The organism is Bradyrhizobium tropiciagri (assembly GCF_018130505.1).
In the GTDB taxonomy this organism is placed as follows: Bacteria; Pseudomonadota; Alphaproteobacteria; order Rhizobiales; family Xanthobacteraceae; genus Bradyrhizobium; species Bradyrhizobium tropiciagri_B.
Genome location: NZ_JAFCKH010000003.1, coordinates 257,883 through 273,232, shown reverse-complemented (window position 1 = coordinate 273,232; position 15,350 = coordinate 257,883). Strand labels below are relative to the sequence as shown.

The 15,350-nt window shown below is 64.4% G+C and carries 14 protein-coding genes; 4 read left to right on the top strand and 10 right to left on the bottom strand.

Annotation, left to right across the window (positions count from 1 at the left end; translation table 11 throughout):
* Positions 1-32: 32 nt before the first annotated feature.
* Positions 33-1,058 carry an amidohydrolase family protein gene (locus JQ633_RS08895; RefSeq protein WP_211984602.1) on the bottom strand — a complete coding sequence of 342 codons (1,026 nt, stop codon included), beginning with the start codon at positions 1,056-1,058 and terminating at the stop codon, positions 33-35.
* Between the two features lie 53 nt (positions 1,059-1,111).
* Positions 1,112-2,941, bottom strand: coding sequence for an aspartate:alanine exchanger family transporter (locus JQ633_RS08890; RefSeq protein ID WP_249159032.1), 1,830 nt, complete (start codon positions 2,939-2,941; stop codon positions 1,112-1,114).
* Positions 2,942-3,101: 160 nt separating this feature from the next.
* Here JQ633_RS08890 and JQ633_RS08885 point away from each other — a divergent pair, with 160 nt between their 5' ends.
* Complete coding sequence (locus JQ633_RS08885) at positions 3,102-4,802, top strand: aspartate:alanine exchanger family transporter (protein WP_211984601.1); 1,701 nt, start codon at positions 3,102-3,104, stop codon at positions 4,800-4,802.
* Positions 4,803-4,870: 68 nt separating this feature from the next.
* A complete protein-coding gene (gene bfr / locus JQ633_RS08880; protein WP_211984600.1) occupies positions 4,871-5,353 on the top strand; it encodes a bacterioferritin in 483 nt (160 codons plus the stop codon).
* Positions 5,354-5,403: 50 nt separating this feature from the next.
* On the opposite strand, the gene JQ633_RS08875 is transcribed toward bfr, so the two are convergent.
* Positions 5,404-5,670 (bottom strand): PilZ domain-containing protein, encoded by a 267-nt coding sequence (locus tag JQ633_RS08875; RefSeq protein ID WP_249159027.1) that lies wholly within the window; start codon positions 5,668-5,670, stop codon positions 5,404-5,406.
* A gap of 65 nt (positions 5,671-5,735) precedes the next feature.
* On the bottom strand, positions 5,736-6,389 hold the full coding sequence (locus JQ633_RS08870; protein ID WP_211984596.1) for a PilZ domain-containing protein: 654 nt from the start codon (positions 6,387-6,389) through the stop codon (positions 5,736-5,738).
* A gap of 378 nt (positions 6,390-6,767) precedes the next feature.
* On the opposite strand from JQ633_RS08870, the gene JQ633_RS08865 reads away from it, so the two are divergent.
* On the top strand, positions 6,768-7,580 hold the full coding sequence (locus tag JQ633_RS08865) for an enoyl-CoA hydratase (RefSeq protein WP_211984593.1): 813 nt from the start codon (positions 6,768-6,770) through the stop codon (positions 7,578-7,580).
* Between the two features lie 593 nt (positions 7,581-8,173).
* Here JQ633_RS08865 and JQ633_RS08860 read toward each other — a convergent pair.
* Positions 8,174-8,956: an SDR family NAD(P)-dependent oxidoreductase gene (locus JQ633_RS08860; protein ID WP_211984591.1), complete on the bottom strand. Its 783-nt coding sequence runs from the start codon at positions 8,954-8,956 to the stop codon at positions 8,174-8,176.
* Positions 8,957-9,243: 287 nt separating this feature from the next.
* Between JQ633_RS08860 and JQ633_RS08855 the strand changes: the two genes are divergently transcribed.
* Entirely contained in the window at positions 9,244-10,701 is a 1,458-nt protein-coding gene (locus JQ633_RS08855) for an MmgE/PrpD family protein (RefSeq protein WP_211984589.1), read from the top strand.
* Between the two features lie 21 nt (positions 10,702-10,722).
* Here JQ633_RS08855 and JQ633_RS08850 read toward each other — a convergent pair whose 3' ends face one another.
* The 5 genes from JQ633_RS08850 to JQ633_RS08830 form a co-directional block, all read right to left on the bottom strand.
* A complete protein-coding gene (locus JQ633_RS08850; RefSeq protein ID WP_211984587.1) occupies positions 10,723-11,667 on the bottom strand; it encodes a DUF1932 domain-containing protein in 945 nt (314 codons plus the stop codon).
* Complete coding sequence (locus JQ633_RS08845; protein ID WP_211984584.1) at positions 11,667-12,536, bottom strand: ABC transporter substrate-binding protein; 870 nt, start codon at positions 12,534-12,536, stop codon at positions 11,667-11,669. The genes JQ633_RS08850 and JQ633_RS08845 overlap by 1 nt, the downstream gene beginning before the upstream one ends.
* 22 nt (positions 12,537-12,558) lie before the next feature.
* Positions 12,559-13,287, bottom strand: a complete 729-nt coding sequence (locus tag JQ633_RS08840) for a TetR/AcrR family transcriptional regulator (protein WP_211984582.1) — start codon at positions 13,285-13,287, stop codon at positions 12,559-12,561.
* A 75-nt stretch (positions 13,288-13,362) separates the two neighbouring features.
* Positions 13,363-14,241 (bottom strand): SMP-30/gluconolactonase/LRE family protein, encoded by an 879-nt coding sequence (locus tag JQ633_RS08835; protein WP_211984951.1) that lies wholly within the window; start codon positions 14,239-14,241, stop codon positions 13,363-13,365.
* A gap of 35 nt (positions 14,242-14,276) precedes the next feature.
* Positions 14,277-15,347 carry an aldose epimerase family protein gene (locus tag JQ633_RS08830; RefSeq protein WP_211984579.1) on the bottom strand — a complete coding sequence of 357 codons (1,071 nt, stop codon included), beginning with the start codon at positions 15,345-15,347 and terminating at the stop codon, positions 14,277-14,279.
* Positions 15,348-15,350: the final 3 nt, after the last annotated feature.

Here is a 15,350-nt window from a genome sequence, read left to right as displayed (position 1 = left end):
TGCGGTTGTTCCTGCCCATGTGAGCAACACGGTCAGTGCAGGTTTGCCTTCTCCCAAGCTCTCGTATCCTTCTTGGCCTGATCGAACAGCCGGTCATGATTCTCCAGGCGAACCATGCGGCTCGCTTCCGGCGTTAGCAGTTTCCAGATCGGATCGTATTTGTGGAAGACGTCCGTCATCTGCTGCTGTTTGCTCGGAGCGACGCAGTCGGTGCCGAACAGGAAGCGATGCGGATGATCGTTGATTGCCGTTGCGACGCGTTTCATGCTCTCCGGCGATTCAACCGCATATTTGGCGGTTTCATCCCATGAAATATCGAAGTAGACGTGATCGAGCTTGGGCTCGTTGAGCGCGCGCACGATCAGCTCGGCTTGATTCTCTATGGGTTTGACCACGCGGCCCAGCCCGATATGCGCCCATATGATCTTCGTCTTGGGATGACGCTCGAACAACTCCCTGGTTTGGCGGGCGAGGAAAGCCGGCTGGCCGGCCTTGGGGAATGGCTTGTCGATGTCGGTATGAATCATGGCGACCATGCCGACTTCACCCGCGAAATCCAGGATGCGGCCGAGTGCAGGATTTCCAAGCGTTGCTTTCTCGCCCGCAATCTTTGACGACACGAATTCCTTGTAGACCGAAAACTCGCCGATGCCGCAGAAGACGCCGGGAAACGTCTTGAGGACGCGACGGATATGTTCCACGCCGTACATGTCGGAAGGGTTGAAACCGGTGATCATCGGATCGAAGCGCGCCTGCTCCTCCGGCGAGAGCGACTTGTAGGCCATGGCGATAAAGGCGTCCGTGAACGAGTAGTAATAGAGCGGCGCATCGGCCTGCATGTAGTAGGTGGGCGCAAAGTCACCCATCTCCGCGTACGACCAATGTTGCTGAAGCGGCAGGCCGAACAAGGTCGAGCGCTTGATCGTGGTGCCCATCATCTTCAGGAGGTCGCGGATGTCAGGCCCTTCCTGGATGTAGTTCGTGAAATGAATGTGCGTATCGCTGAACTCGTACTGTGCCTTCTGTGCCGTTGTCGCCCGTTCCTGCAACGCTGCCATGGTCGCGTCTCCGTCGAGGTAAATCTGCCTTGGTCTCTAAATTCCAGTTCAGCCTAGCTCGCGAGTGCCATCGACAGGTAGCCGAACACGGTAAGCAAGACGCCCGCGACCGCATATCCGACCGGGAAGCCAACCCACGGCACCGAGCTCTCGATTTCCTTCGCAGCCTCGCGCGCGGGTCCGGAATGCGTGCGTGCGCCCGCGACACCCCCCATCAGCACTGCTGCGTTGATGTTCAGCAGATGATAGCCGATCGCCCATACCAGGATGGGAGGAACGGTCGTGCAGATGAAGCCCGCGAACAGGATCTTGAGCGTCAACGCGCCGGTCAATTGCGAGAGCAGGGCTGCACCGGCATTGACGCCGACCATGCTGATGAAGAGGACGAGGCCGAGGTCCTCGATGATGTTGCGTGCGGCGTTCGGCGTGTTGCCGATGAAACGCAGGCGCGCGGCCACCGACGAAACGATGACACCGGAGACGAGCAGTCCGGCGCCCGCACCGAGCGTGACCATCGACCCGGCCACGGGGAATCCGAGCAGGCCGATCAGGAAGCCGAGGATCATTCCAACCGCCCACATCAGAAGGTCGGTTGCCGTGCTCGGACGCGCGACCTTGCCCATCAGCGCCGCAGCGTGATCGACCGCTGACTTCACGCCTCCCACGAACAGGACATCGAGGCGCTGCAGCTTGGTGTTGAGACCGACGGGGATTGGCACACCGCCGCGTTCGATGTGATGAAGCGCGAGCTGTCCGGCAAAGTCGGCCGTGCGGAAGTCCCGCAACTCCTTGCCTTCCATCTCCTTGTTGGTGACGAGAATTTCGGCCGAATCGATCGGAATGCTGAGCACCTTGGTGTCTGGCACTTCCGGGCCGACGAGTCCGATGTTCTCCGTGATGGCGTCGAGCCGGCCGCCGATCGCGAGCACATCGCCCGTCTGGAAATTGAGGTCGTCCGGCGCGCCAAGCAACTGATCGCCGCGTCCGACATTGAGCACCTTGTATTGCGGATACTTCCTGGTGAATTCGCGGACGGACCAACCGACGATATCGTCGTTCGCAACCTTGTAGGCACGCAGTGCGAGAGGGCGGTACCCGTTCAAACCGGCGTCGTCGACGTTCAGCACGCCGAATTCGGCCTCGTACTTCTTGGCGGCTGCCCTGGCATCGACGCCCCACCAGCGTGGCAGGTATTTGCATATCAGGATGATGCCGACGGTGCCCCAGATGTAGGTAAGGCCGTAGGAAACGGCGATCATGCTGCTGACGCCTTCCGCAGTCTCGCCTGCGCGGAGGTGAACGGCTCCCTGGCGGACGGCCTCTTCGGCCGAGCCGAGCGCCGCCGACATCGTCATCGAGCCGGCGAGAATGCCACCGGCCGCACCGGTCGGCAGGTCCCAGAGTTTGGTAAAGCCCACCGCACCCAGAACACCGAGGCAGGAGCAGAAGATCGCGAGAAAGACGAACTTGATGCCGTCACCTTTCAGGCTGTTGACAAACGAAGGTCCCGTCCGCAGCCCGACGCCGTACATGAAGAGGTAATAGAACAGCGATTTGGCAAAATCGTCATACTTCATCTTGACGCCGTACGACGCTGCCCATGCCGAGATGGCGGCGCCAACGACGATCGCGGACGCCACCATGCCGAGGCTGTAGCCTTTGATGGTGGCATTGCCGAGGATCACGGCCCCGGCCACGACGACAAACAGCAGGATATAGGGATGCGCTGCCAGCCAGCTCAGGAACTGTCCCATGGCCCATCTCCATCGTCGACCAGACGCCGCGGCTTCCCGAAGACGGGTCAGATGGGGTGCGGCCCATGCCGGCGTGAAGCCGCACGAATTGATGACCCGACATTCGGCGGCGACATTGATCTTGATCAAAGGATTGCCAGGCGCGGTCGCGGAACCTCTAGCCTTGGCACCTTCCGGGTGACGCTAGTGCAGCGCAGCAATCAACGGCATGCGCTGACGGCTCGTCCGGGAGAACCGTGTCAGGAGCCTGTTTGGGAAGCCAGAGGAGCCAGCTCGGGCCGGTTGGACGATGGAAGCATTTGCCGAATTGCTACGACGGCATCCGGAGCTGGCGCTCTTCCTGAGCGTCGTGCTCGGTTACATCATCGGAAGCGTGCACCTCAAGGGAATCGGACTCGGCAAAGTCGTCGGCACGCTGATCGCCGGCATCATCATCGGGATATTCGCCAAGCCGGTGCTCCCCGATTTGCTCCGCTGGTCGTTCTTCTACCTGTTTCTGTTCGCCATCGGCTACACGGTCGGCCCGCAGTTCTTCGCCAGCTTGAGACGGGATTCGTTGCCGCAAGTCGTTCTGGCGCTGGTGGTCGCTGTCACGGGCCTTGCGACAGTCGTGGTCATGAGCGTGTTGCTCGATTTTGATGAAGGCACCGCACTCGGCCTGCTGACGGGCTCCCTGACGACCTCGGCCGCGCTCGGAACAGGCATCAGCGCGATCAATGGACTACCCATTCCGCCCGATCTCAAGGCGACGCTGGCGGCAAACGCGCCGCTCGCCGATGCCATCACATATGGGTTCGGAGATTTCGGGCTGATCCTGTTTCTGACTGTCGTCGCTCCAAAGCTGATGCGCATCGATCTGAACAAGGAAGCCCGGGCCCTCGAGGAAAAACTGACCGGATCCGGACGCAGCGAGCGAGTTCATTTCGACGCGGTGTTTGGTATTCGCGGCTATCGGCTGGACGAAGCCAACGACGGGCTGACGGTGCGGACGCTGGAAGAGAAGTTTTCGGCAGGAAGGCTCTCGGTGCAACGCGTTAAGCGTGACAGTCAGCTTCTGCCCGTGACTGCCGAGCTGGCGCTCCGCACAGGCGACGCAGTCGTGGTCGCCGCCCAACTTGGGATTTTCACCAATATCGCGGATTGCCTCGGTCCGGAGATCGCCGACGATCCGGAACTGCTCTCCATTCCCCGGATCACCGCGTCGGTCGTCGTCACTCGCGGTGCAGTGCATCGCAAAACTCTCGCCGAACTGGGCGCCATGCCGTTCGCCCGCGGCATCTACCTCGAAACCGTGCACCGGGGGAGAGAATTGCTGCCGCGCGAGAGATGGACGACGGTCGAGCGCGGCGATGTCCTGAGCCTGTTCGGAGCACCGGAGGATATCGAACGCGCCATAGCGCACATCGGCTTCACCGAACGCGATCTCGAAAAGACTGACCTCGCCTTTGTCGCGGCCGGTATCTCTCTTGGCATCGTCATCGGCATACCCAAGCTTGCGGTTTACGGGATACCGGTCGGCGTCGGCATCGCCGGCGCCATCTTGCTGGTCGGGCTGGCCTCGGGCTGGGCTCGCGGGCGCTATCCCGTTTTCGGAGTGATCCCCGGACCGGCTCAGCGGCTTCTCGCCGATCTCGGCCTCATCATGTTCATCGCCGGCATTGGCCTGACTTCGGGGCCGCACGCCGTGGAGGCGCTGCACAAGCACGGGCTCGCGCATTTTGCCAGCATCTTTCTTGCAGGAACGATCGTCACGCTGCTTCCATCGATTGCCGGGCTCGTGGTTGCAAGACTGATGAAAATGAACCCGATCATGATTCTGGGCGGTCTCGCAGGCGCGGAAACCTGCCCGCCCGCACTCACCGCCCTGCGCGAGGCGAGCGGTAGCAACGTCGCAGCGCTTGCTTACACGGTGCCTTACGCCATCGGTTACATCGTCATCACAATGTGGGGCGCGGTCATTGTAGCCATCATGCACGCCATCCGCGGATGAACCTGACGACGATCGCGGATGGCGATCAGGCAGGGGCAGCCTGAATGGTTCGCGAAAGGGAGCAGGCCATGAAGGGTGATCGGAAAGTCATCGAGTATCTCAACAAGGCGTTGAAGCACGAGCTTACTGCGGTGAACCAGTACTGGCTGCACTATCGGCTGCTCGACAATTGGGGCTACAAGGAGCTGGCAAAGACTTGGCGCAAAGAATCGATCGAAGAGATGGTGCATGCTGACAAGCTCATCGAGAGGATCATCTTTCTCGACGGGGCGCCCAACATGCAGACGCTTGAATCTCTCAACATCGGGCAGACGGTGAAGGCGGTGCTGCAAAACGACTTGCAGGGCGAGCTGCACGCGCGGTCGCTATACACCGAAGCAGCGGCTCATTGCCACTCGGCCAAAGACTATGTATCGCGCAATCTGTTTGAAAACCTTCTTCATGATGAAGAGGAGCACATCGACTTCCTGGAAACCCAACTCGAGCTGGTCAAGCGGATCGGCGCCGAGCTATACGCGCAGCGCCATATCGGGGAACTCGGCGACGAGTGAGTCAGCACGAACTCGAACCGGACATCGACGAAGACTTACGAGTACGCGTCTTACCTGCCGTCCTCGCCCTGCCCCGCGGTTCGCGACGCCTTCTTGCCGCGCCGCAGGAAGATGACGCCGATCTGGTCGCCGTTCACCCAGGCCAACTTGCAGCGCCGGTACGCGAGACCCTTGGTCGAGAGCAGCAGGAAGAACTCCTTCAGCTGCAGGCCTTCGATCGAGGAGCCGACGATCAGCTTGGCGCCGTCCTCGGCGACGTCCTCGATCGCGCATTCGCGGCGCCACGTGCCGTCGATCGCCATCATTTGCGCAGGCATCGGTTTCTCGAACCTGACACGTGGAGATGATCGTCGTTCGTGTCCCGGCATCGTCTGCCTCTCGGCTAAGCGACAGGGTCCATCTCGGCGGACGCCGTCTGAATCTCCCTGGTCTTGCGCGCAATCAGGCGCAGCAGATCGGTCTGCCTGTAGGTCTCGACGAACTTGACCGCGAAGCCGTTCGGCAGATGCCGCACCACGCGCCCGACACAGGCGCCGATCGCCAGCGGCATGCCGATCGGCGGCTGCGCCGCGCAGGATACGGCAGCGCCCGACAGCGACATGTCGATGATGAAGCAGGCCAGCATGGTGCCATCGGCCAGAGTCAGCATGGCATGCGGCACCACGGGAACGAAACGCGGGCTGTTGCGCGCGTCGCGGACGCTCGGATCTTTCTGCGTCTTCTCGATCCAGGTCAGCTTGTCGGCGAACTTCTCGCGCATCGCATGCGTCATCTCGAGCTCGAACAGGAAGCTGCCGTGCATCGCTTCGGTGATGCAGCCCTCGAACTTGCCGAACTCCTCGAAATACGAGGTAAGCCGGTCGCCGACCTTGCCGACGACGGGGACGTCGACGATCATGCGGAACGGCGAGACGCGCGTGGTGCGGCAGGCGAAGCTGCGCAGGCGGCCCTGCGCGTCGTACCAGTTCGGCAACGTGTAGCTGCCGTTGACCGTGATCTTGACCGCGCGCTGCTTGAGGAACTTTTCGACCGACACGACTGGACCTTCGCCTGACGCGATGTGAGTGCACGGAGGTCGGAGGAACCGGCTTCGTCGCCGGTCTGGTGGAGGGGGACGTCCGTTACCGACGCTTGCAGCGCGGAGGCTGCGCGACGCGTCCCAGCGCGGTCCGGAATTCTCATAGCGCGCAGGTGCGTACAGTCGTACCGTCGAGAAACTAAGAAACGCTAAATCGATCAAGCAGTGGGCGCCCTACTTTGTGCTACGGCCCTTATCGCATCGGTTTATGTTGCGAGCTGCACAACTGCCGGGCGAAATATCGCATGCCGATGCAATCGTGACGCGCTGTAAACCGCCTGCCTCGACTGCCCGCCGGATGCTAGACCTCGCCCGAAACCGGAGCTGGACCCCGATATGACCAACATTTCCGAAAAATCGCTCGCCGACGGCAAGATCCTGCAAAGCGTGACCGACGGCGTCGGCGTCATCACCTTCAACAATCCCGACAAGCGCAACGCGATGTCGCTGGAGATGTGGGAGGGCCTCGGCGAGGCGCTGACCGCGTTGCGCGACGACCCGGAGGTTCGTGTCGTGATCCTGGTCGGCGCCGGCGACAAGGCCTTCGTCTCGGGCGCCGACATCAGCCAGTTCGAGAAGACGCGGCACAATGCCGAGGCGTCGGAGGAATATTCACGGCGCAGCGAGGCCCAGCGCGCGCTGCTCGCCGGCTATCCGAAGCCGACGATCGCCTGCATCCGCGGCTTCTGCCTCGGCGGCGGCATGCAGGTCGCGATGCTCACCGATATCCGCATCGCAGGCGCCAGCGGCCAGTTCGGCATTCCCGCCGCCAAGCTCGGCATCGCCTACGGCTATGAGGGCCTGCGCCACCTGGTCTCGCTGGTCGGCCCGTCCTGGGCGCGGCTGATCATGTACACGGGCATGCGGATCGATTCCGCGGAAGCGCTGCGGATCGGCCTGGTCGACCGCGTCCTCCCCGATGCCGAATTGTGGGACGCGACCATGGAGATCGCGCGCACGATCTCGGGCAACGCGCCGCTCGCCATCAAGGCCGCCAAGATCACCATCGCCCAGGTGCTGAAGGATCCCGCCGACCGCGACATGGCCGCGATCAAGCAGATCGGCACCGACTGCATGGACAGCGAAGATTTCCGCGAAGGCCGCCGCGCCTTCATGGACAAGCGCAAGCCGCAGTTCAAGGGCCGGTAGAGACTTGTAGCCCGGATGGAGCGCAGCGAAATCCGGGACCAGCCAAGCCACGAAACAAGACTCCCGGATTACGCTTCGCTTCATCCGGGTTACGGGCGCCCGCATACAGGTGGCGCTTGAACTGAAACTTCGCGAGGACGAGAGACCCGTCATCCTGAGGTGCGAGCGGAGCGAGCCTCGAAGGATGAATCGGCCCGACTGGTGGCCGTCGATCCTTCGAGGCTCGCTCCGCTCGCACCTCAGGATGACGGTCGGAAAGCAGACTCGCCGTACACCTCGTAGCCCGGATGAAGCGAAGCGAAATCCGGGGGCCAATCAAGCCACGGAACGAGAACCCCGGATTGCGCTTCGCTTCATCCGGGCTACGGGCGCTCTCGCACGATTTCGGAATATTGGAAGAATATCCCTGAGTTGCCCGACGTGTCAAGCCGCCTGCTCGAACACCGCCACGCCGGCTACTTTGCATGGGGTTGTTCTTCGGTATTTTGGCTCCGCCCCGCGACGGAACGCAGTTCCAATGCGCCGCCGTCGCTCTGGCGCTGGCCGGACGACGGCGAGATTGATGCGACCGGCTAGCTCAGTGTCACTACGCCCTACGTCTTCTCGCTGACCGGCACCGTGTAGTTCAGGATCAGCCGTCCGCCGTCGGGATAGATGGTCTGGCCGGTGATGTAGGAAGCATCCTCGCTGGCGAGGAACGCCACCACGGAGGCGACCTCGCTCGGCTCGCCGCAGCGGCCGGCCGGCGTGCGCGACAGCACGCTGCGCCGCGCGTCCTCCGAATTGAAGATCGCGGTCGCCACCATCTCGGTCAGGATGGTGCCGGGCCCGACCGCGACCACGCGGATGCCGTGCGGCGCCAGCGCCACCGCGGCCACTGAAGTGAGCTGCTTCATCGCGCCCTTGGACATCGCATAGGTCGCGAGCGAGGGGATCGCCAGCAGCGCGTTGACCGAGGACATGTTGACCACCACGCCGCCGCCGCCCTGCGCGATCATCTGGCGCGCCGCGGCCTGCACGCCGAAGAACGCGCCCTTCAGGTTGATGCCCATCACGTCGTCGAACTCGGCTTCGGTGATGTCGAGGAAGTCGCGGTTGCGCGCGACGCCGGCATTGTTGACCATGACGTCGAGCCGGCCGAACTCCTTCACCGCGGTCGCGACGATGCGGTCGACGTCGGCGCGCTTGCTGACATCGGCCTCGACGGTGCGCAAATGGCTCGAAGGTCCGAGTTCGTCCGCCGCCTTGGCGAGCGAGGCGCCGTCGACATCCGAGATCACCACCTTGGCGCCATCGGCCAGGAAGCGCACGGCGCAGGCCCTGCCGATGCCGCGCGCTGCGCCCGTGATGGCGACGACCTTGCCGGAGAATTTCATGGGAGTGCCTCCACGATTTCGGTTTGCGCGTTCCGCCGGAGAATGACGGACGCGAGATACGGCCAAGTAATAGCCTATAACCCGATGCGGGGGAACGCGACGGATTCACCGCTGCGCGCTGCGATCCAAACCGCGCTTGAGAGACGACTCCGTCGCTTCAGTCAAGCGGGCGCGTCAGCGAGGCAGGCAACCGCTTTGCGCGCCTCTCCCGCCCGACATTGCCTGATATAGCGCGCGCAGGTCGGTGACACCGCCGCCCCAATCCAATCTCGCTCCGGGAGACCACGATGTCGATCACCGACCGCCGATCGCTGCTGCAGGCTGCGGCCACCATTCCCTTCGTCGCGTCAGCCGCGACCACCGCACTGGCGCAGAAGCCGGCCGAACCGGCCAAAGCAGCGCCCGCCAAGGACGTGACGCGCCAGCTGGCGCACTATCTCGTCAGCGCGAAGTATGACGACCTGCCGGCCAATGTCCGCAAGGAAGGCGTCCGCACGCTGCTGAACTGGGTCGGCGTCGCGATCGGCGGTTCGCATCACCAGACCGTCGACATCGCAGTGTCGGCGCTGGCGCCGTTCTCGGGTCCGGCGCAGGCCTCGCTGTTCGGCCGGCGCGAACGCTTCGACATCATGAACGCCGCCTTCCTCAATGGCGTGTCGAGCCACATCTTCGACTATGACGACACCCATCTGAAGACGGTGATCCATCCGGCCGGCCCGGTGGCATCCGCCATCCTCGCGCTGTCCGAGCTGCAGCCGGTGTCGGGCAAGGACTTCCTCAACGCGCTGGTGCTGGGCGTCGAGACCGAGTGCCGGATCGGCAACGCGGTCTATCCCAACCATTACGACGTCGGCTGGCACATCACCGGCACCGCCGGCGTGTTCGGCTCGGCCGCCGCGGTCGGCAAGCTGATGAACCTCAACGAGCAGCAGATGGTGTGGGCGCTCGGCCTTGCCGCCTCGCAGCCGGTGGGCTTGCGCGAATCCTTCGGCTCGATGAACAAGAGCTTCAATCCCGGCCGGGCCGCCTCGAACGGCATCTTCGCCGCGATGCTCGCCTCGAAGAACTTCACCTCGTCGGACGGCATGATCGAGGCCAAGCGCGGCTGGGCCAACACGATCAGCACCAAGCAGGACTACAACGAGATCCTCGCCGACCTCGGCAAGCGCTATGAGGCCGCGCTCAACACCTACAAGCCGTTCGCCTGCGGAATCGTGATGCATCCGGCGATCGACGCCGCGATCCAGCTCCGCAACGAGAACAAGCTGACCGCCGACCAGATCGAGCGCGTCGATCTCAAGGTGCATCCGCTGGTGCTGGAGCTGACCGGCAAGAAGACGCCGCGCGAGGGGCTGGAAGGCAAGTTCAGCATCTATCACGCGGTGGCCGTCGCGCTGGTCGAAGGCGCCGGCGGCGAGAAGCAGTTCAGCGACCGCGCGGTGACCGATCCGACCATCGTCGCGCTGCGGTCCAAGGTCGTTCCGGTGGTCACGCCTGGCATCGAGGCGGCGCAGGTCGACATGACCATCGTGCTGAAGGACGGACGCACGCTGCATCGGCACATCGAGCACGCGATCGGCAGTGTCGAGTCTCCGATGACCGACAAGCAGCTCGAGACCAAGTTCGCCGACCTCGCCGACGGGATCATCCCGGCGGCGACGGCGCGCCGCGTCATGGACGCGTGCTGGAATGTCGAGACGCTGCCGAACGCGGCCGAGATCGCCAAAATGTCGGTCTCGACCTGAGGCGTCGCGATGCTGCCGGGATCACGCGCTCGCCTTGCGTGATCCCGGATTGATGTGCGCCAGGATGCGGTCGGCCTCGGTGCGCCAGTCGGCGCTGCGGGCGAACTCCGCCGTTCCCCTGGTTCCGAACACGCCGTCGTCAGCAAGGTCAGCGATCCAGCCCTGCCGCTCGGCCGTGCCCGACGCCGACCACGGCGTGAGGCCCGCCTCGCGCACGGTCTCCGCCACCTCGCGCACCTCCTCGGCACGCCGCTTGCCGTGCTCGATCACGCGCTGGAAGAAATAGGCGCCCTGCTTCTCCCAATCGATGCCGGGAAAGGTCTCCTTCAACGAGGCCAGCACCGCATCCTCGACGCCATAGGCGCGCGCGGTGGTGAAGCTCTCGATCACCATCGCTTCGAGGCCCTTGATCATGATGCTGCGGCACATCTTGACCGCCGAGGAGACGCCGAGTTCGTCGCTGGCGACATTTGCCGCAAAACCGAGCGTCACCAGCAGCGGCGCCAGCTCCCGCGCGCCGCGGCCGCCGAGCAACAGCGGCACCTTGATCCGGTACGGCGGCACCGAGGTCATCACCGCGCCCTCGACATATCGACCACCGGCGCCGTCGATGTGCGACGCCGCGCGCTGCTTCGCGCCGGGCGACGCCGAGTTGAAATCGAGGAACCAGGCGCCCCTCCTGATCGCGGGCGCGGAGGCTTCTGCCACCGCCACCGCCTGAGTGGCCGTCACGGCGGAGATGATGAAATCGGCCCGCGCCGCGAGGTCGGCATGCGACCGCAGCATCTCGACACCAATGTCCGCCGCATGCTTGCGCAGCGGCGTACCCTGTTCGCTCGCAAGCTTGATATCATAGGCCGCGACCTTGAGATCCTGCTTGCGCAGATCCTCCGCGAGGATACGGCCGACTTCGCCATAGCCGAGCATGCCGATCTGCCATTGCTTTGGATCGCTGGAGATTGTCATCAGTTCAAATCCCGTGTTGTGCCGTCGAACAGGTCGTCGACCGCGATACGATGCGGGATCAACGCCTGCTGGACGCAATAGTCGATCATCAGTTGGAGGGGCTTGCGGTTGGCCTCGACGCCGAACGGCAAGAGGTCCGGAGTGCCGGACAGCCCGGCATTTGCCTTGCCGCGCCTGAGAAGATCATAGAGCTCGCGCACCACGTCGGGCCACGATGCGGCAAGCTGCCCGGTCACGACCACCAAATGATTGACCGGCACGACGCCGTGGCGCTGATACCAGCGCGTCGCCTCGCCGGCCGGATCGGCGAACAGCGGCCGCAGCGCGGGATCGCTCGACGTCTCGCCGAGCACCGCATCGAGTTCGCCGTCCTTCAGCATCTGGATGATGTTTTTGCCCTTCGGCGCGCGCTCGGTGGTGTCGACATATTCGGCGACGTGCGGATCCTCGAACGTCACCCAATCGATCCTGTCGAGGTTCACGCCATGGTCGTTGGCAAGGATGCCGCGCATCCATGCCCCTGTCGTGGTCGTGAACGAACGGATGCCGACCCGCTTGCCTTCGAGATCGCGGGGCGCGAGCGGGCCGCGGTCGGCACGGTAGAGCGCGTGGCCATGCTGGAAGCGGCCGACCATCGCCGCCGGCAGCAGCACCAGCGGCTTGCCGTGCGCTCTCGCCATCAGGTAGGTGACGACCGCCATCTCGCAGACGTCGAACGCCAGCTCGCGCACCATCGGCTTGAACGCGGCATTGGTCGGCGTGAACTCGGTGAAGTCGAGATCGAACAGATCGGAACGTAGCGCGCCGTTCTTCACTGCCGCCACATGCGGATGGTTGCCGAGCACAGCGCGCAGTCGAAGCTTTTCCATGTCGACGAACTCCGGAAACCAGTCAGCGTTCGCCCTTGGCCGCGACGAGGGTCTTGCGCCGCGCAGTCACCGCCTGGTCGAGTGGGGCGGCCTGCAGCGAGGCGACGGTCGCGCGCACCAGTTCCTCGATCGCGTGGCCGGCATCAGTGCCGTCGGCGCTGCCGCGCGACAGGCGCGAGACGCGCTCCGGCGTCACCAGCGTGTAATAGAGCGCGCCGAGCAGGAAATGGCTGCGCCAGACGATGTCGGTGCGCGGGATGTGCGGCAGGCTCTCGTGGATCGCATCGACGAAGGCATGGCTGGTGTCGTCGAAGGTCTGCGCAATGATCTTGCGCACGACCTCGTTGCCCTCGGCCGACATGATGGCGCGCAGTCGCGTGAACCGCGTGCCGCCGCCGGCGAGATCGCTGCCCGAGGTGAACGCCGGCAGCACATAGGCACGCACGATCGCCTCCAGCCGGTCCTGCAAATCGCGCACGCGCCGCGCGGCGGCCAGCAGTTCCGAGCGCCGCCGGTTCATCGGACCGCAATGCCGCCGGTAGATTTCCAGCAGCAGGCCGTCCTTGGTCTTGAAGTGATAGGTCACGCTGCCGGGATTGGCACCGGCGGCCTGTGCGATGTCGCGCACCGAGACGGCGTTGAAGCCGTAGGTCGAGAACAGCTCCTCCGCCGCGGCGAGGATCGCCTCGCGCATGTTCGGCTTGCGCGTGCTGGCGGCCTTCGATTCGGCTTTGGCGGCTTTACGGACCATATTTGTACTATCGTACAAATGATCAGGTCGCGTCAACGATGCGGGCCATGCGCGCCGCGTGGTGGAACAAAGCCGTCAGGACAGCTTGACGTCCGGCTCCGCACGGCCGCGCGCGGCGGCATCGAGCAGGAACGTCTTGCCGTGCTCGGGATCGGCGGCACGCTGCGCCGCGTCCGTGTCCTGCCAGGCCGAAGTCACCAGCACACGGGAAAAGTCGCGGCCGACGAAGGCCGGGCAGCTCGATTGCTTCGCCGGCACGCGCAGCGAGCGCAGGCGACGGCCCGCGGGATCGTAGACATCGACGCAGCCGCCGCCCCAGCGCGCGTTCCAGATCAAGCCTTCCGCATCGACAACCGCGCCGTCGATCCCGCCGACGCCTTCATGCTTGATGAATACCACAGGCTCGCCGACGGGCAGCCCAGTCGATGGATCGAGCGGCACGCGATACAGCAGGTTGGTCGCGGTGTCGGCGAAATAGCCGATATCGCCCGCGGGCGAAAAGCAGATCGCGTTCGGGATGGTGATGTCAGGATAAAGCCGCCTGATGCGGCCACGATGCAGCGCGTAGATCGCGCCGGCGCCCTGCTCCGCGCGCAGTCCCATCGTGCCGAGCCAGAACGTGCCGGACGGATGCACCCGCGCATCGTTGGAGCGCGTCGCCGGATTGTCGGCTTCCAGCGCGGCAAACAGCTCCGTTCGGCCGTCCGGTAGATGCCGGACATAGAGCCCATCGTCGGCGAGGATCAGCTGCCGCGCGCCGTCGATCCGCGCCAGCGCGCTCGCCATCCTCGGCAATTCGTGGGTGATCGTGCGCGCCTCGGCAAAGCGATGCTCGAACAGCCGGCGCTCGCGGATATCGAACCACCAGGCGGTGTCGGTGGCGAGGTCATAGGTTGGGCCCTCGCCGAGATGGCAGCGTTCGGCTGAGAGCACCGACGTCGGCACCCGCTCCATCAACGTATCGGAGACGCGATCGGTCATGGCAACGCTCACACGGTCGAGAAGCGATAGACGATGGTGCGCCGGTAGATCTGCCCGGGGTCGAGCCGCGCCGACGGGAAGTCGGGCCGGTTCGGCGTGTCCGGCCAGGCATGCGGCTCGAGGCACAGCGCGTCCGATTGCCGGTACAGGCGATCGCCCTTGCCGGCCGTGGAGCCGTCGAGGAAGTTGCCGGAGTAGAACTGCAAACCCGGCTGGTCGGTGAACAGCTCCATCACGCGCCCGCTGCGCGGCGCCTCGAGGCGCGCGGCGAAGCGCAGGCCGGTGCCCGACGCGAGGCAGAAGTTATGGTCATAGCCGCGGCCGAGCCGGAGCTGCTCGTCATTCATCCTGATCCGCGCGCCGATCGCCATCGGCTTGCGGAAGTCGAACGGCGTGCCGTCGACCGCGCGCGGTGGCTCCGGTAGCGGGATCGCCGTGGTATCGACCGCGAGAAAATGATCCGAGGCGATGGTCAGCCGGTGATCGAGGATCTGGCTGCCGGTGCGGGCGCCGTCGAGATTGAAGAAGCTGTGGTTGGTGAGGTTGAGGAACGTCGGGCGATCGGTGGTCGCCTCATAGGTCACCGAGAGCTCGCTCGCGCTGCGCACCCGATAGGTGACACGTGTCGAAAGATTGCCGGGATACCCCTCCTCGCCGTGCGGGCTCTCGCGCTCCAGCACCAGCGTCGGCCCCGGGCTGTCGGTGAGTTCGACGATCTGCCAGAGCTTGCGGTCGAAGCCCTGCAGGCCGCCATGCAACGCATTGGGCCCGTTGTTGGCATCGAGCGCGACTTCCGCGCCATCGAGCACGAAGCGCGCGCCGGCGATCCGGTTGGCGTAGCGCCCGACCGTCGCGCCGAAGAATTTGCGCTGCGCGAGATAGCCGGCGAAGTCGTCATGACCGAGCACGATGTCGTCGCAATGCCCGTCGCGGTCGGGCGTCAGCAGCGCCTGGAGCGTGGCGCCGAACGGCAGGATGGCGGCCTCGAAGCCGCCGGCACCGCGCAGCGTCACCCGTTCGACCACAGTCCCATCGGGCATTTTGCCGAACGGCGCACGATCGATGCCGGCTGCTGTCATGGG

Bases quoted from the DNA above. Each gene is read 5' to 3' on its own strand.
- JQ633_RS08895 (WP_211984602.1), bottom strand. From the start codon at position 1,058: ATGGCAGCGTTGCAGGAACGGGCGACAACGGCACAGAAGGCACAGTAC.
- JQ633_RS08885 (WP_211984601.1), top strand. From the start codon at position 3,102: ATGGAAGCATTTGCCGAATTGCTACGACGGCATCCGGAGCTGGCGCTC.
- bfr (WP_211984600.1), top strand. From the start codon at position 4,871: ATGAAGGGTGATCGGAAAGTCATCGAGTATCTCAACAAGGCGTTGAAG.
- JQ633_RS08875 (WP_249159027.1), bottom strand. From the start codon at position 5,670: ATGCCTGCGCAAATGATGGCGATCGACGGCACGTGGCGCCGCGAATGC.
- JQ633_RS08865 (WP_211984593.1), top strand. From the start codon at position 6,768: ATGACCAACATTTCCGAAAAATCGCTCGCCGACGGCAAGATCCTGCAA.
- JQ633_RS08860 (WP_211984591.1), bottom strand. From the start codon at position 8,956: ATGAAATTCTCCGGCAAGGTCGTCGCCATCACGGGCGCAGCGCGCGGC.
- JQ633_RS08855 (WP_211984589.1), top strand. From the start codon at position 9,244: ATGTCGATCACCGACCGCCGATCGCTGCTGCAGGCTGCGGCCACCATT.
- JQ633_RS08850 (WP_211984587.1), bottom strand. From the start codon at position 11,667: ATGACAATCTCCAGCGATCCAAAGCAATGGCAGATCGGCATGCTCGGC.
- JQ633_RS08845 (WP_211984584.1), bottom strand. From the start codon at position 12,536: ATGGAAAAGCTTCGACTGCGCGCTGTGCTCGGCAACCATCCGCATGTG.
- JQ633_RS08840 (WP_211984582.1), bottom strand. From the start codon at position 13,287: ATGGTCCGTAAAGCCGCCAAAGCCGAATCGAAGGCCGCCAGCACGCGC.
- JQ633_RS08835 (WP_211984951.1), bottom strand. From the start codon at position 14,241: ATGGAGCGGGTGCCGACGTCGGTGCTCTCAGCCGAACGCTGCCATCTC.
- JQ633_RS08830 (WP_211984579.1), bottom strand. From the start codon at position 15,347: ATGACAGCAGCCGGCATCGATCGTGCGCCGTTCGGCAAAATGCCCGAT.